We start from the raw sequence: 15445 nt of genomic DNA, 5'->3' as shown, positions 1-15445 counted from the left end.
CAGTGCGGAACCCGCCTCATCGCGAACCTCAGCGGGCGCGCACTGCCTCGTCGAGCACCCGCCTCATCGCGAACCTCAGCGGGCGCGCACCGCCTCGTCGAGCACCCGCCCGTCGGCACCCGCTGGTGCGTCGTAGCCGAGGAGCGCCGCGATCGTCGGGGCGACGTCGATGTGCCGCGGGTTCACCGGGTCGCCGTTCGGGCGAACGCCGGCGCCCGAGAGCACGAGTGGCACCTCGAGGTTGCGGCTCGTGCCGTGCACGCCCGCGGCGTCGGCCGGAGTGGTGCCGAGCGACCAGCCCTCTTCGGGCTCGATCACGAGTTCGCCGTACTTCGGCGACATGTGCATGGCCCGCTGATCGGCCTCGTCGTACACGGCTGACACATGCGGGAGTGCCGCGAGCGCCGCCTCGATGCGGACGGCAGCCGTGGGGTCGTCGGCGGCATCCCCGACGAGGTGCAGGGATCCGACCCCGCCGATGACGATCACGACATCGGTCCCCGGCTGCGGCGCGCGCCCTGCCGCGAGGACCTCGGCGTCGTACCCGAGCGCCTCGATGGCGGCGAGCAAGGGCGCTTGCATGCCCTGCGTGAAGGTGCTCATGCCGTGGTCGCCCGTGATGACGAACGCCGTGCGTCCGTAGATGCCGGCATCCTTCGTGGCCTGGACGATGCGCCCGATCTGCTCGTCGACCTCGGCGAGCGCCGCCGGCATTCCCGCCGCCGCCGAGCCGTCGGCGTGGCCGAGCACGTCGAGGGTGTCGCAGTACACGGCGATCAGGTCGGGGATGCCGTTCGCGGTGGTCAGGCTGCCGCCGCTGTCGACGGGCTCGCCGTGGAGCACGGCGATGGCGTCGTCGGCGCGACGGTCGCACGTGCCGCCGGGCTGCGTGTAGAGCGCGTCGGGGTCGCCGTAGACGACGCCGTGGTTCTGCAGGATGAACCACTGCGACGACATCACCGTGCCGCCCTGGTCGCGGATCGCCTCGGCGATGGTCGGCACGGCGAGGTCGCGCTGCTGGCTGCGGGCCGTGCCCGTCTCCGCGTCGAACCAGTAGGCCGTGTTCAGGTGCGTCTCGGGCCACGCACCGGTCGCGATCGACGACCACGACGGATTCGTGATCGAGGTCATCACCCCGGTCGAGGTCGTGAGGCTGCCGCGCGTGACGAGGTGGCGGAGGTTCGGCATCGGGGCGTCGTCGAGGTAGCGCGCGTCGAACCCGTCGAGGGCGATGAACACGACGTGATCGGCGGCGGGCGGCGGCGCCGCGCTCGCGGCCGGTGCGGTCGCGGCGATGATGCCGGCCGCGGTGAGCCCTGCCGCGACGAGTGCGATGAGGGGACGGGATCGAGTGCGCATCGGTCTGACTCCTGAGGGTTCTTGGGACTGGACACCGGACGATCCGGATGCCTCGACGCTGTCGCGCCGGTCGGGAGACGGTCAACCGTCGGTGCGGTGCATGCAAGGAACCGGGAGCCGCGCCGCGGAGGTTGACGGGAATCCGTCACCTCGGCGACATCCGCTCGCTGGGATGCCGGTCTCTTGCATGCGAGTCCGGAAGCATGCCGATCCCTCGCAAACCGTCGCCCTGCGCTGGCCCACGACGTGCGGCGGTCGGTTGGGTGCTTGCAGGAGCAGGCCGACGACGAAGCGGAGTGTGAGCATGGTGGACCGGGCGATGGAGACGGGCGGACGACCGAGGGTGAGCCGGCGGGGATTCCTCGGCCTCTCGGCGGTCGGAGTCGGATTGGGCGTGGCCGGGAGCGAGTGGGGGCCGTGGCCGGGAGCTGCGGTGGGTGCGGCCCACGCGGCCGGGACCGGACGGCCGCTGCGCTTCGTCGTGCTCACCGACACCCACGGCAACGACGAGGAGACCGCTCGTCTCGAGAACCTGTCGAGGGTGTTCGCCGCCGTCGGGGCGGAAGACCCGGAGTTCGTGCTGCACTGCGGCGACATCACCGACTACGGCGACGATTCCGGATTCGAGGCGTACCGCTCGACCATCCCCGCGGGGCTGTGGGACCGGATCCGCCACGTGCCCGGCAATCACGAGATCAGGTGGGACGTCACCGCGCGGGAGCGGTTCGAGCACTGGTTCGGGCCGACGAGCTACAGCTTCGACGCCGGCGGCGTGCACTTCGTCGCGCTGGACCCGACGCAGGCGCTGCAGGAACCTGGACTGTTCGGCGACGACCTCGAGACGATCCGCGACGACCTGGATGCCGCGGGCGACACGCCGAGCGTGATGTTCCTGCACTTCCCCCTCGGCGGTCGCAATCACTACGTCAACGACACCGACGCGCTGCTCCGCACCATCGAGCCGTTCCCGGTCCGAGGCATCTTCGCCGGACACATCCACCGCAACGAGGTCGACCGGTTCAACGGGCTCACGCAGGTCGCCGCGGTCGCCACTCGGAGCGGGCCCTTCTACCTCCGTGTCACCGAACGCGATGACGACGCGGGGCGGGTGCTCGTGGTCGAGCAGGTGACGCTCGGGGCGACCGACGCGGATCCGACGGCGATCGACCTGGTCGCCGAAGTGCCGCTCGATGCCGGTCCGGGCGGCGGAGCCGGCCCGGTGCGGGGCGGAGCGCGCCTCGACGCGGAGCGCATCGAGCTGAGCGCCACCGCTGGTTCGGCCGCGGTCGGCATGTCCGCCCAAGTGCACCAGCAGGAGCTGTTCGGCACCGCGGCGGACGGCGTCTGGGTTCCCCTGAACCGCACCGGGGGTTCGTGGAGCGGGTCCCTCGACGCGGCAGGACTGCCGCTCGGCGTGCATCGGGTCCGGTTCCGCGCGGTCGACGAGGCCGGGGCGTTCTGGCACGAGACCGTCACGGTCGAGCGCCATGGCCGATCGCAGGCGAAGCCGAAGTGGGAGCAGCAGCTCGGCGGGCAGGTCCAGGGCGCACTCGCCGCATTCGGAACGACGGTCGTCGCCGCCTCGACCTCGGGCCGGGTGACGGCGCTGCGGATCACGGGCGCGGCACGCCATCAGCTGTGGGAGCGCAGCATCGGCGCCGCGCACCGCGGGGCGGCATTCTCGACCGACGGCACGCTCGTCGTCGTGCCCGGGAGCGACCACCTGCTCACCGCGCTCGATGCCGCGAACGGCCGGACCCGCTGGACGGCGGATCTCGGGCGTCCGGTGATGTCGACGCCGGCGGTCTTCGACGTCGGGGGAGCCGACCGGATCGTCGTGACGGCGGGCGATCGGGTCTTCTGCCTCGACCGCTCGGGAGCCGTGCTGTGGGACGCCGAGGTGCCGCGACTCTCAGCGGGGCGGGCGGCCTCCGACGGTCGACGCGTCTTCATCGGCGCCGGCGACGGGCGCGGGTACGCCTACGACCTGGCCACGGGGGCGCAGCTCTGGTCGGTGCTCACGAACACGAGGCCCGACACGTACCGGCAGCTGATCTACGGGCCCTGGGACGACTGGGTCGAGATCCTCCCGACGGGGGCCGTGCTCTTCAGCACCGTCGCCAATGCCATCGCCGTGGATCCCGCGACCGGAGCAGAGCTCTGGCGGATCGACGGGAGCTACATCTTCGCACCCGGCCTCGCGCTCGACGACGGAAGCGTGCTGCTCACCACGGAGTGGGGCGTCGTCGACGCCATCGACCCCGCCACCGGTGCGAGGCGGTGGAGCACGCAGGCGGTGCCTCGCGCCCTCAACGCCGGACCGGTGCGCGACGAGCGGAGCGGAGCGGTCTGGCTGATCGGCACGGGCGGACGCCTGGTCTCGATCGATCCGTCGAGCGGGGCGGTGACGGTGGATCGTCAGCTCTTCACGGCCAACACCTTCTCCACCCCGGTCCTCGTCGGGCGGCAGCTGATCGTCGGCGCGCAGGACGGCGTGCTCCGGGGGCTCACGGTGTGATCGCGAGCTCGGCCGGGACACGCGGCCGGGTGAGACCGGCACGCTTGAGGGACTGCAGTGCGACCGCGACATCCGCGTGCTGGAGTCCGGGAAGGCCGCCGATCGTCTCCGAGATGAACTCGTAGAGCTCAGCATCGGAAGCGAGGGCGATCTCGCCGCACAGGTTCCGGTCGCCCGTCGTCGCCGCGATCATCAGCACCGACGGGTGCGCGGCGAGCAGTTCGCCGGCGCGCCCGAGCTGGGTCGGATTCACGTTCAGCGACACGAAGGCGTTCACGGGCAGGCCGATCCGCTCGGGCTCGACGACCGTTCGCATGCGCAGCGCGCCCGACGTCATCATCGCCTCGGTGCGGCGCCGGACGGTGACGGGATTCGCGCCGCAGAGCTCGGCGAGGCGCTGCCAGCCGAGCCGGCCGTCGCGCGCGAGCGATTCGGCGATCCGATCATCGAGTGCGTCGGTCGCCGCGGGCCGGCTCGGCAACGGGTCGTGCCAAGGGTCGAGTCGCTGGCTGCGCAACTGCTCGACCAGTTCGTCGGCGAGCAGCTCGGGAAGCCAGCTGTGCGGCGTCGCGAAGCGCCGGATCACCTGGTTGCTCCACACGGCGAGCACGCCGTCGAGGGCCGGCAGCTGTTCGAGCGTGATCGCCAGCAGGTGCTCGTTGGTCGTGTAGCTGATCTCGGCGATGCAGTCGACGCTGCCGGTCAGCAGCTTCACCGATCCGCACTCTGGCCATGCCGCGAGTCGTTCGGCCGAACGATGCGCCTCGCCCGGTCGGCAGCGGAGCCGGACGAACAGCGAGCGCGTGCGCCGGGTCGCCTCGCCGTCGAGCACGCCGATCACTCGCACCGTGCCGTCGCCGAGGAGTCGCGACACCCGACGCGAGACGGTCGCCTCCGAGGTGAACACGACTTCGCTGATCTGCGCATTGCTCGCACGCGGATTGGCCATCAAGGCGCCGATGATGCGGCGGTCGAGATCATCCACGGATGCCCCTTCGATTCATGAGTATGGTCATTGAGGTTGCTTTCTTGCAACCTACTCGCAAATGTCGTCGATCACCCTCAATACCAGACAGGATCGGCGTACCCGCGCGGAGGCGGCAGGCCCGCCCTCGCACGACAGCAACGGCGCTTCGCGCCACGACACGAGGAGTGACGCACATGACCCCCACGTTCAAGCCGCGCATCGCGGCATCCATCGCGGCCGTGGCCGCACTCGCCCTGTTCGCCGGGTGTTCGAGCGAATCCGAGCCGGTCGCCGACCAGACAGTGACGTTCTGGACGCCGCAGACCACGCCGGAGCGGCTCGCGGCACAGGAGGAGATCGCGGCCGCCTTCACCGAGGAGACCGGCATCGAGGTCGAGGTGGTCCCGATGGCGGGCGCCGACCAGGACCAGGCCCTCGTCACCGGGGCGGCGTCGGGCGACGTGCCCGACGTGATCCTGCACGCCTCGACGCAGACGGGCGCGTGGAACTCGCAGGGCCTCCTCGACACCGCAGCGGCAGCGGCGGTCGTCGACACCCTCGGCCAGGAGACGTTCAACGAGCACGCGATCGAGGCGATCACCCTCGACGGCCAGATCTCGGCGGTGCCGAGCGACGGCTGGACCCACGTCATCGCCTATCGCGCCGACCTGCTCGAGAAGGCGGGCGTCGAGGTGCCCTCGAGCGTCGCCGAGCTCGCGGACGCCGCGACGACGATCAAGGCCGAGCTCGGCATCACGGGCCTCGCGCTCGGCACCCAGGCCGGCACGGCATCGGCGACCGAGGGCATCCAGTCCATCTTCCAGAGCGCGGGCTGCGACCTCGTGGTCGACGGCGAGGTCGCGATCGACTCCGACGCGTGCACCGATGCCGCCGAGCAGTTCCTCGAGCTCCGCAATTCCTCGGTCGCCGGCGACTTCGATGTGACGAGCGCCCGGGCCGCCTACATGAACGGCGACGCGGCGATGCTGCTCTTCTCGACGCACATCCTCGATGAACTCGCAGGACTCGACGAGGCCACGCCGGCCACGTGCGCCGAATGCGCCGACAGCCCGACGTTCCTCGCCGACAACACGCAGTTCATCACGGTGGTCGATGAGGAGCACCCCGCGCAGTACGGCGCCATCCTCAGCTACGGCATCCCGACCGGGGCGAACGTCGAGGCCGCGCAGCAGTACATCGAGTACGTGATGAGCACGGGGTACGTCGACACGCTCGCCGTCGCCACCGAGGGTCGTATCCCGCTGCGGAACGGCACCGCCGACGACCCGACCGAGTTCATCGCGGCCTGGGGCGACCTCGGCATCGGCCCGGCGCACGAGAAGACCTCCGTCGAGATCTACGGCGAGGAGTTCGTCTCCGGTATCGAGAGCGGCATCAACGCCGTCTACCAGTGGGGCATGGGCACCGACGACGCCACGCTCGCCGGGCTCGTCGCGAGCCAGGGCGTGCTCGCCGGGCAGATCGACCAGCTGTACACGGGCACTTCCGCGGCCGACGTGACCGCCGCGATGCGGGCGGCCGTCGAGGAGGTCCAGGCAGGCCTGTGACCAGCACCGCAACCGATCGGCCCAACCGGGGGCGGCAGCTCAGCCGCCCCCGGCGGGAGAACCGGAACGGACTCATCCTCACCGCGCCGACGCTCGTCGTCGTGCTGTTCGCATCGATCCTCCCGATGATCCTCGTCGTCGTCTTCGCCTTCAGCGAGATCCGACTCGTCGACATCCCGTTGCTCGGCAGCCAGCCCATCGACTGGACGCTCGACAACTTCACCAGGGCCCTGCGCAACCCGTCGTTCTGGAACGCCCTCGGCACGACGCTGCTGTACTCGACCCTCACCATGGTCGGGTCGGTGGGCGTCGGACTCGTGCTCGCACTCGCACTGCGCCGGCCGTTCCGCGGCCGCGGGATCGTCCGGGCCCTGCTGCTCGTGCCGTACGTGCTCCCGCTCATCGCCGCGGCGACGATCTGGCAGACGATGCTCAACCCGCAGTACGGGCTCGTCAACTCCTTCGGCCGCGAGTTCCTCGGCTGGGAGACCGCGATCGGGTTCCTCAACACCTCGCGCTACGAGGTCTTCGGCATCGAGGTGCCGCTGTCGCTGCTCGTCGTCGTGCTCTTCGAGATCTGGACGTCGGCGCCCCTCTCGTTCCTGTTCATCACCGCTCGCCTGCAGGGCGTGGCGCCCGGCATCGAGGAGGCCGCGGCGCTCGACGGCGCGAACGGCTTCCAGATCATCACGCGGATCGTCCTGCCGCAGTTGAAGGGCGTCATCCTGCTGCTCTGCCTGCTGCGCTTCATCTGGACCTTCCAGAGCTTCAGCGAGATCTACCTGCTCACCGAAGGCGCGGGCGGCACGCAGGTCATGGCGCTCAAGGTCTACACCGAGCTCGTCACGCGAGCCGACATCGGAAGCGCGGCAGCGTACGGCCTGCTCATGTCCGTGGTGCTGATCGCGCTGCTCGCCGTGTACGTCGCGCTCTCGCGCAGGAAGGTGGACGTCGAATGAGTCGCTCACGCTCACCCCTCGCCCCGAGGCCGGCGGCACGCATCGGCCGCGCCATCCTCATCGTGATCGCGCTCGTGATCTCGATCGGGCCGGTCATCTACGGGTTCCTGCTGTCGCTGCGGCCGTACTCGGCCATCGTCCAGGCGCCGCTCGACCTGCTGCCGGCCTTCGACGAGCTCGACTTCTCGGCCTACTCGACGGCGATGCTCGACCAGTCGCAGGGCGGCTTCGGCCTCGGGCGGTTCGTGCTGAACTCGCTCATCGTCGCCGTCTTCACCGTGCTCCTCTCGATCATCGTGTCGATACTCGGGGCCTACGCTGCCGCGCGCCTGCGATACCGCGGACGTGCAACCGTCAACGCGATCATCCTCGGCATCTACCTCTTCCCGGGCATCGTGCTGTCGGTGCCGCTGTTCGTGCTGCTGGCGAAGGCCGGACTCACGGGGTCGCTCGTCGGACTGTTCTTCGTCTACGTTGCGACGACCGTCCCGGTCTCGATCTACATGATGCGCAACTACTTCCTCGCCCTGCCCGAGAGCGTCGAGGAGGCCGCGACGATCGACGGGGCCTCACTGCCGCAGATGCTGCGGAGCGTCGTGCTGCCGATCGCCCTCCCCGGCGTCGTCGCCACCGCGATCTACGTCTTCATGATCGCCTGGAACGAGTACTTCTACGCGCTGCTCTTCCTCGTGCAGGACCGGGCGCTGTGGACGGCGCCGCTCGGCATCTCGCAGCTCGCCGACTTCAACGTGCCCGTTCCGGTGCTGCTGGCGGGATCCATCGCCGTCACCGTGCCGGTCGTGATCCTGTTCTTCGTCGCGCAGCGATACCTCGTCGACGGCTTGACCTCTGGAGCGGAGAAATGAGTACCAGACCTCAGCGGATCGTCATCATCGGCGCAGGCGGTCGCGGTCGCGACGCCTACGGCCGGTGGGCGATCGACCACCCCGATGAGGCGCGGATCGTCGCCGTCGCCGACATCGACGAGGGTCGCCGTGCCGCACTCGCCGCCGACGCGGGCGGTGCGGCGGAGTACGGCGACTGGAGCGAGGTCATCGCCGATCTCGGCGCGCTCGCGGCCGACGGCGTCGTCATCGCCGTCCCCGATGCGATGCACGTCGACGTCGCGATCGCCGTCGCGGATGCCGGTGTGCCGTTCCTGCTCGAGAAGCCGGCGGCTCCGACGCTCGCCGAGCTGGAGCGCCTCGCGATCCACGCCGGCAGGGTGTCGGCACGACTCGCGATCGGGCACGTCCTCCGGTTCACGCCCTTCTGGCGCTCCATCAAGCAGGTCGTCGACGCGGGGACCATCGGCCGTCTCATGACGATCGAGGTTCGCGAGAACATCGGCTTCTGGCACTTCGCGCACTCCTATGTGCGCGGCAACTGGCGCAACACCGCCACCTCGAGTGCGATGGTGCTGGCCAAGACGTCCCACGACCTCGACCTCATCCGATGGATCGCCGGCAACTCGCCCGAGACGCTCTACAGCATCGGCGGACTCTCGTGGTTCCGCCCCGAGAACGCGCCGGTCGGCGCACCCGCGTTCTGCGTCGACGGATGCCCCGTCGCCGAGACGTGCCCGTTCTTCGCCCCGAGGTACTACGTCGAGGCGCTGGCCGACGTGCACGGGCACCCGGTCCACCTGCTCGGAGACGACACCTCGGTCGCCGGGCGGCTCCAGGCGCTGCGCTCGGGCGACTACGGTCGGTGCGTGTTCCGCAGCGACAACGACGTGGCCGATCACCAGCAGACGACCATGCAGTTCCCCGACGGCCTCACGGCGACGCTGACCGCCTCGGCGTTCACCGCCGAGAACACCCGGGTCGTCGCCATCACGGGGTCGGCCGGGCAGCTGACGGGGCACATGGAGAGCGGGGAGCTCGTCATCGACCTCTTCTCGCCGGGCGCCTCGTTGCCCGCGGGGCTGCCGCTCGAGCGTCACGACGTCACCGCGATGAAGCCGATGGGCCACTCGCGCCACACCGTGACCGTCGCGATGCCGAACGCCGATCTCGGCGACCACGCCGGTCACGCCGGCGGCGATGCCGGGCTCATGGCCGAGTTCGTGGCCGCCCTCGGGCGCGGCACGGTGGGCTCGGGGCAGCTGTCGTTCGACACGGCGCTCGACAGCCACCTCATGGCCTTCGCGGCCGAGGAATCCCGCTTGAGCGGATCGCGCATCGAGTTCGCCGACTGGGTGAGCGGGCTCGGCCTGACGCAGGAGTCGGCGGCGTGAGGTCGGCCGGGCCGTGGTCGGGATGAACGACGTCGACGGGTTCGCCGAGACGGTGCGCGGCATCGTCGCTCGAATCGGTGGCGATGCCGCGCGGCTGCAGGTCGTCCGGATCACCGGCGGCACGGCGGACGCCGCGATCGGCGAGTACTCCGCAGCCGGCGGCGTGCTCACCCTGCGCGGAACCGATCCCGTGGCGGCCGCGAGCGCGCTCTCGCGATACCTGCAGCGCAACGGGCGGCGCATCACCTGGGAATCACCGCGACTGGGCCCTGTGCCGGCCGGCTGGCCCGACGCTCCGCCGACGTCGATCCGCACGCCGTTCGCGATCCGGTACCACCTCAACATGGTCACCCATGCGTATTCCACTCCGTTCTGGGACTGGGACCGGTGGGAGCGCGAACTCGACTGGATGGCGCTGCACGGCATCACGCATCCGTTCGTGCTGACCGCGTACGAGGTCGTGCTCGAGGAGACCTTGACGAGGTCGGGAGTCTCCAGGGCTGCGGCGCGTTCGTGGGTGGGCAGCGCCGCGCACACCCCGTGGATGTCGGTGGGCGGGATGCACGACTTCGGCGGACCGCTGCCCGACAGCTGGCCGGAGCGCCGGGTCGGACTCGCACGCCGCATCCTGACCCGTGCGCGGGAACTCGGGATGACGCCCGTGCTGCCGGTGACGGGTGGCCATGTGCCCGGGGCGCTCGCGGGCGACGGCGCACCCGAGATCGAGTGGCAGGGGTGGCGCACGCCGATGTTCGACCCCTCGTCGCCCGAGTACGCGGAGTTCGTGCGCGTCTTCCTCGAGGTGCAGCGCGAACTCCTCGGCGATCCGGGGCCACGGCCCGTGATCGCGGTCGACCCCTACATCGAATCCCTGCCGCCGTCGGGAGACGAGGCGGCGCTCGCCGCCGCCGGTCGAGGCATCCACCGGGCACTCAGCGCGGTGCACCCCGATGCGACGTGGCTGCTGCAGGGCTGGCCGTTCCACTACCACCGCGACTTCTGGACTCCGGAGCGCGTCGGCGCGTACCTCTCCGAGGTGCCGCACGAGCGCCTGCTGCTCATCGACCTCTGGGGAGAGCACGCGCCGATGTGGCGCGGCGGCATGCACGGTCGGCGGTGGATCTGGACGGCCATCCACAACTTCGGCGGTCGCTTCGCGCTGTTCGGCGATCTCACGGGACTCGCCCGGGACATGGCGGAGCTCGCCGTCGACCGGCCCGACCGGCTCGAGGGCGTCGGCCTGGCACCCGAGGCGATCGAGAACAACACCGTGTTCTACGAGCTGGCCGCCGACCTCGTCTGGGGCGGCGTCGAGGTCGACGACTGGCTCGACGCGTTCGCGGTGCAGCGCTACGGCATCGACGACGAACGGGCCCGGCAGGCATGGCGCCTGCTCGCGACCACCCTGTACGCACCCGGACGCACGCGTTCGATCCCCTCGCCCGTGTTCGCGCGCCCGTGGAGCGCGGACGCGCCGTTCGCCGCCCAGCGTCTCGCCGGCGAGGCGCTGCCGAGCGAGCCGTCGCGCATGTCGGCGAACATCGACGCCGAGAACGACCCGGCGGTGTCGGCCGATCTGCCGGTCATCGCTCGCGCCGCCCGCCTCCTGCTCGAGCTGGCGGATGTCTCGCCGTCGCCCGACGCGCTCGAACACGACCTCGCCGAACTCACCGGGCACGTGCTCGCCCAGCGTTCGCGCGAGCACATCCGCGGCATCCTCTCGGCGTTCGGCCGCCAGGATGCCGGCGGCGTCCGCGAACGCGCCGACGACCTGCGCTCCGCACTCCTCGCCCTCGACGGGTTGGCCGCCACCCGGCGCGAGTCCCGCGCGTCGACCTGGATCGCCGCCGCGCGCGCCTGGGCCGACACGGACGCGGAGGCCGCGGTGATGGAACGCGACGCCCGCAGCCTCGTCTCGGTCTGGGGCCACCAGTCGAGCGGACTGCACGACTACTCGGGGCGGCACTGGTCCGGCCTCGTGCGCGATCTCTACCTGCCTCGCTGGGAGGCATGGGCGTCGTGGCTCGCCGACGCGGCCGAGACCGGCTCCGAACCGGATGCCGCGGTGCTGCGGTCGCGCATCGTCCGGATCGAGGAGGCGTGGCGCGACGCGAGCGGCAGCGACGACGCCTCGGAGTCGTCGGCCGTCGCGGTCGCATCCGAGGTGCTCGACCGGCTCGGGTACTGACGGGCGACGGATGCCCCGTGCGCACGCCCGCGCACCGGGCATCCTTCATTCTGCTCCCAAGCGAGCGCTCGGTTGGCCGTAGGGTGGAGTCATGAGCAGAGAAGCCGTCATCGTCGACGTCGTCCGCACGCCCGTGGGGCGCGGCAAACCCGGGGGACTCCTCTCCGGCATCCACCCCGTCGACCTCCTCGCGGGGGTGCTCGACACCCTCGTCAACCGCAGCGACCTCGACCCGGCGCTGATCGACGACGTCATCGGTGGCTGCGTCAGCCAGATCGGCGAGCAGAGCTACAACATCACGCGCAACGCCGTGCTCGCGGCCGGCTTCCCCGAGCACGTGCCCGGCACGACGATCGACCGGCAGTGCGGTTCGAGCCAGCAGGCGGCGACGTTCGCGGCGCAGGCCGTGCTCGCCGGGCAGGCCGACATCGTCATCGCGTGCGGCGTCGAGTCGATGAGTCGCGTGCGGCTCGGCTCGAGCGCGGCGGGCGCCGATCCCTACGGCTCGCGCATCCGCTCGCGCTACCCCGACGGGCTCGTGAACCAGGGCGTCTCGGCCGAGCTGATCGCGGCCAAGTGGGGCTTCGAGCGCGACGAGCTCGACGCCTACGCGGCGCGTTCGCACGAGCTCGCCGCCGCCGCCCAGGAGGCGGGCTCCTTCGCGAGCGAGGTCGTGCCCGTGCCCGGCATCGACTCGTTGACCGACGAGACCGTCCGCCCCGGCACCTCCGCGGAGTCGCTCGGCGGCTTGAACGCGGCCTTCCGCACCGACGACCTCGCGGGGCGCTTCCCGGAGCTCGACTGGCGCATCACGCCCGGCAACTCCTCTCCGCTGACCGACGGCGCCTCCGCCGCCCTCATCATGAGCGCCGAGCGCGCCGACCAGCTCGGCCTCACGCCGCGGGCGCGGTTCCGTTCGTTCTCGGTCGTCGGCAGCGACCCGCTCTACATGCTGACCGGCGTGATCCCCGCGACCGAGAAGGTGCTCGCCCGCTCCGGGCTCACGCACGACGACATCGACGCCTACGAGGTCAACGAGGCCTTCGCGTCGGTGCCGCTCGCGTGGCTCGCCGAGACCGGGGCGGATGCCGCGAAGCTCAACCCCCGCGGCGGCGCCATCGCCCTCGGGCATGCGCTCGGCTCATCGGGCACGCGACTGCTCACGACGCTCGTGAACCAGCTCGAGGCCACCGGCGGACGCTACGGGCTGCAGACGATGTGCGAGGGCGGCGGCATGGCCAACGCCACGATCATCGAACGGATCTGACACGCCGACCCCTCCTGACCAGACTCGGAACCACCCCGAAGGGACGCACCACATGCAACTGAACGGAACAGGCGCGATCGTCACGGGCGGTGCCTCGGGGCTCGGGCGCGGCACGGCCGCCGTGCTCGCCGCCGCGGGCGCCGAGGTCGTCATCGTCGACCTTCCCGGCTCGCCCGGCGAGCAGACCGCGAGCGAGCTCGGCGAGCGCGTTCGATTCGCGCCGGCGGACGTCACCGACGAGGCATCCGTGCAGTCGGCGATCGACCTCGTGCAGGAACGCGCACCGCTTCGGGTCGCCGTGAGCTGTGCGGGCATCGCCACCGCCGGGCGCACGGTCGGTCGCGACGGCCCGCTCGCGCTCGACGCGTTCGAACGCACCATCCGCATCAACCTCATCGGCACGTTCAACGTCGCTCGGCTCGCGGCAGCGGCGATGGCGGCGAACGAGCCCGTCACGGCGCAGTCGCTGCCCGGCGTGCCCGAGACCGCCGAACGCGGCGTCATCGTGAACACCGCCTCGGTCGCGGCGTTCGACGGGCAGGTCGGACAGGCGGCCTACTCGGCGTCGAAGGGCGGTGTCGCGGCGATGACCCTGCCGCTCGCCCGCGACCTCTCGAAGCTGCTCGTGCGGGTCGTCACGATCGCGCCCGGCATCATGCAGACGCCGATGATGGCGGGCATGCCGCCCGAGGTGCAGGCCGCGCTCGAGGAGCAGATCCCGCACCCGTCGCGCATGGGCACGCCCGCCGAGTACGCGGCGCTCGTGCGGCACATCGTCGAGAACCCGCTCCTGAACGGCGAGACGATCCGCCTCGACGGCGCGATCCGCATGCAGCCGAAGTAGGGCACCGGTTTCACCCGCCGCCCGAAGGCCGAGACGGCAGAGGGGCGGATGCCGCGGCATCCGCCCCGCTCGCCGTTCCGTGCCGACCGCCGCCGGGGTCAGGCCCGTCCGCTCCGCGGGCTGCGGTTGCCCGGGAAGTCGAGCGTGCCGCGGCCGCCGCCGCGCGCGGCCTTGATGAGGCCGTCGATCGCGTCCCACGCGCTCACGCCGATGACAGCGGCGACGAACAGCACCGACAGCACCCACTCGGCATCGGCGTCGAGGTGCGGCTCGATCAGGGCGAGGAACTCGGGGCTGAACAGCCGCCCCTCCACGAAGAGCCAGATGACGGGAATCGCGAAAGCGGCGTTCAGTGCCACGTTGACGAGCGCAGCCGCCCAGCTCCAGTCGCGGCGGTAGATCCACACGGCGAACGCCGCTTCGAGTGCGATGAGCAGGAAGAGGTACGGCAGCCAGAACGACCACAGGGCGGGGTCGAGCAGCGGCACCGACGAGCGTTCGCCGCCGATCCACACGATGCCGAACTGCTGCCAGACGAGGAACCCGGCGGCGATCGCGAGCCAGACCAGGCTGGCGATGAGGTCGCTGCGCCGATGCGGGCGACGCAGCTCGGGCAGTTGCGGGAGCTGCTCCGGAGTCCAACCGAGCGTGTCATCCACTCCCTTGCCGGTGCCCGTGTCGTAGCGCTCGATCATGGCGAACACGAGCGTCACCCAGAACGCCAGGTGCACGGCCACGGTGATGCCGATGCCGATCGCGGAGCCGATGACCTCCCAGCCGCCGCCGGAGATCACGAGTCCGAGCGCGGAGGCGCCGGCCGCGATCGCCGGGATGAACGACTCGAGGAAGATCAGCAGTCGCTTCCAGGTGAGGAAGTACTTCGGCCCGATCAGCACGAGCGGCCGGTCGCTGTAGCTCGCCGCGAGGGCTGCCGGGTGACCGAGCTCGACGAGCGCGTCGCGCTCGGCCGTCTCGGGGGTCGAGGCGCCCGAGTCGACGCGGGCCTCGATGGTGTCCGCGATGCGCTCGGCGAGATCGCGGGAGAGCTCCTCGCGTTGCGTCGCCGGGAGCGTGCGCGTGGCCGCGAAGAGGTAGCGGTCGGTGAGCTCGGTCATGATTCGTCTCCGGTCGTGAGTCCGGCGAGCGCGTCGTCGATGCGTCGCCAATCGGTCATGAGTGCGTCGGCGAGCTGTTCGCCGGTGGTGCTCGTGCGGTAGAACTTGCGGGGCCGGGCCTCGTCGGTGTTCCACTCGCTCGTGAGCAGGCCCTGCTTCTCGAGTCGCCGAAGCAGCGGGTACAGGGTGTTCGCGTCGACGAGGATGCCGAGCGTGTTCAGCGACTCGAGCAGCGCGTAGCCGTAGTCGGGCGTGCGTAGTCGCACGAGGCAGGCGAGCACGACGGTGCCGCGACGGAGCTCCTGCAGGTGCCCGGCGGTCGTCTCATCGAGGTTCATGAGTCACACGATACTGTGCGTCACACACTAATGCAACAGAAACTTCATAGTGCAGCGGATGCCGCGGCTCGCCGGACCCTGTC

12 protein-coding genes are annotated in these 15445 nt (G+C 70.9%); 8 read left to right on the top strand and 4 right to left on the bottom strand.

From position 1 onward, the window contains the following. Positions 1–75: 75 nt before the first annotated feature. Entirely contained in the window at positions 76–1359 is a 1284-nt protein-coding gene (locus ACFTQE_RS17515; protein ID WP_376926275.1) for an alkaline phosphatase family protein, read from the bottom strand. On the opposite strand from ACFTQE_RS17515, the gene ACFTQE_RS17510 reads away from it, so the two are divergent. Beyond that, a complete protein-coding gene (locus ACFTQE_RS17510; RefSeq protein ID WP_376926274.1) occupies positions 1295–3877 on the top strand; it encodes a PQQ-binding-like beta-propeller repeat protein in 2583 nt (860 codons plus the stop codon). The genes ACFTQE_RS17515 and ACFTQE_RS17510 overlap by 65 nt on opposite strands. Here the strand turns inward: ACFTQE_RS17510 and ACFTQE_RS17505 are convergent. After that, the gene (locus tag ACFTQE_RS17505; RefSeq protein WP_376926273.1) at positions 3867–4862 is read right to left on the bottom strand and encodes an Lrp/AsnC family transcriptional regulator; all 996 of its coding nucleotides are present in this window, start codon (positions 4860–4862) and stop codon (positions 3867–3869) included. The two genes, ACFTQE_RS17510 and ACFTQE_RS17505, sit on opposite strands and share 11 nt — an antisense overlap. A 176-nt stretch (positions 4863–5038) precedes the next feature. On the opposite strand from ACFTQE_RS17505, the gene ACFTQE_RS17500 reads away from it, so the two are divergent. The 7 genes from ACFTQE_RS17500 to ACFTQE_RS17470 all read left to right on the top strand — a co-directional run bounded on the left by ACFTQE_RS17500 (position 5039) and on the right by ACFTQE_RS17470 (position 13909). Next, on the top strand, positions 5039–6412 hold the full coding sequence (locus tag ACFTQE_RS17500; RefSeq protein WP_376926272.1) for an ABC transporter substrate-binding protein: 1374 nt from the start codon (positions 5039–5041) through the stop codon (positions 6410–6412). After that, on the top strand, positions 6409–7371 hold the full coding sequence (locus tag ACFTQE_RS17495; protein WP_376926271.1) for a carbohydrate ABC transporter permease: 963 nt from the start codon (positions 6409–6411) through the stop codon (positions 7369–7371). Before ACFTQE_RS17500 ends, ACFTQE_RS17495 begins: the two co-directional genes overlap by 4 nt. Next, positions 7368–8237, top strand: coding sequence for a carbohydrate ABC transporter permease (locus ACFTQE_RS17490; protein ID WP_376926270.1), 870 nt, complete (start codon positions 7368–7370; stop codon positions 8235–8237). The genes ACFTQE_RS17495 and ACFTQE_RS17490 overlap by 4 nt, the downstream gene beginning before the upstream one ends. Next, positions 8234–9610 carry a Gfo/Idh/MocA family protein gene (locus tag ACFTQE_RS17485; protein ID WP_376926269.1) on the top strand — a complete coding sequence of 459 codons (1377 nt, stop codon included), beginning with the start codon at positions 8234–8236 and terminating at the stop codon, positions 9608–9610. Before ACFTQE_RS17490 ends, ACFTQE_RS17485 begins: the two co-directional genes overlap by 4 nt. A 22-nt stretch (positions 9611–9632) precedes the next feature. Continuing rightward, positions 9633–11798: an alpha-N-acetylglucosaminidase TIM-barrel domain-containing protein gene (locus tag ACFTQE_RS17480; protein ID WP_376926268.1), complete on the top strand. Its 2166-nt coding sequence runs from the start codon at positions 9633–9635 to the stop codon at positions 11796–11798. A gap of 91 nt (positions 11799–11889) precedes the next feature. After that, a complete protein-coding gene (locus tag ACFTQE_RS17475) occupies positions 11890–13065 on the top strand; it encodes a thiolase family protein (protein ID WP_376926267.1) in 1176 nt (391 codons plus the stop codon). A gap of 52 nt (positions 13066–13117) precedes the next feature. Further along, on the top strand, positions 13118–13909 hold the full coding sequence (locus ACFTQE_RS17470; RefSeq protein ID WP_376926266.1) for an SDR family NAD(P)-dependent oxidoreductase: 792 nt from the start codon (positions 13118–13120) through the stop codon (positions 13907–13909). A 98-nt stretch (positions 13910–14007) separates the two neighbouring features. Here the strand turns inward: ACFTQE_RS17470 and ACFTQE_RS17465 are convergent, their stop codons facing one another. Next, positions 14008–15024, bottom strand: coding sequence for a permease prefix domain 1-containing protein (locus ACFTQE_RS17465; RefSeq protein WP_376926265.1), 1017 nt, complete (start codon positions 15022–15024; stop codon positions 14008–14010). Further along, on the bottom strand, positions 15021–15362 hold the full coding sequence (locus tag ACFTQE_RS17460; RefSeq protein ID WP_376926264.1) for a PadR family transcriptional regulator: 342 nt from the start codon (positions 15360–15362) through the stop codon (positions 15021–15023). Before ACFTQE_RS17460 ends, ACFTQE_RS17465 begins: the two co-directional genes overlap by 4 nt. Positions 15363–15445: the final 83 nt, after the last annotated feature.

The organism is Agromyces sp. NPDC056965 (assembly GCF_042673425.1).
Taxonomy (GTDB): domain Bacteria; phylum Actinomycetota; class Actinomycetes; order Actinomycetales; family Microbacteriaceae; genus Agromyces.
The sequence above is the reverse complement of the archived record's forward strand: the minus strand, read 5'-3'. Positions and strand labels throughout refer to the sequence as shown.

Coding starts and splice junctions, on each gene's coding strand:
- ACFTQE_RS17510 (WP_376926274.1), top strand. CDS start 1,295: ATGATGCCGGCCGCGGTGAGCCCTGCCGCGACGAGTGCGATGAGGGGA.
- ACFTQE_RS17490 (WP_376926270.1), top strand. CDS start 7,368: ATGAGTCGCTCACGCTCACCCCTCGCCCCGAGGCCGGCGGCACGCATC.
- ACFTQE_RS17475 (WP_376926267.1), top strand. CDS start 11,890: ATGAGCAGAGAAGCCGTCATCGTCGACGTCGTCCGCACGCCCGTGGGG.
- ACFTQE_RS17465 (WP_376926265.1), bottom strand. CDS start 15,024: ATGACCGAGCTCACCGACCGCTACCTCTTCGCGGCCACGCGCACGCTC.
- ACFTQE_RS17480 (WP_376926268.1), top strand. CDS start 9,633: ATGAACGACGTCGACGGGTTCGCCGAGACGGTGCGCGGCATCGTCGCT.
- ACFTQE_RS17460 (WP_376926264.1), bottom strand. CDS start 15,362: ATGAACCTCGATGAGACGACCGCCGGGCACCTGCAGGAGCTCCGTCGC.
- ACFTQE_RS17500 (WP_376926272.1), top strand. CDS start 5,039: ATGACCCCCACGTTCAAGCCGCGCATCGCGGCATCCATCGCGGCCGTG.
- ACFTQE_RS17515 (WP_376926275.1), bottom strand. CDS start 1,359: ATGCGCACTCGATCCCGTCCCCTCATCGCACTCGTCGCGGCAGGGCTC.
- ACFTQE_RS17485 (WP_376926269.1), top strand. CDS start 8,234: ATGAGTACCAGACCTCAGCGGATCGTCATCATCGGCGCAGGCGGTCGC.
- ACFTQE_RS17470 (WP_376926266.1), top strand. CDS start 13,118: ATGCAACTGAACGGAACAGGCGCGATCGTCACGGGCGGTGCCTCGGGG.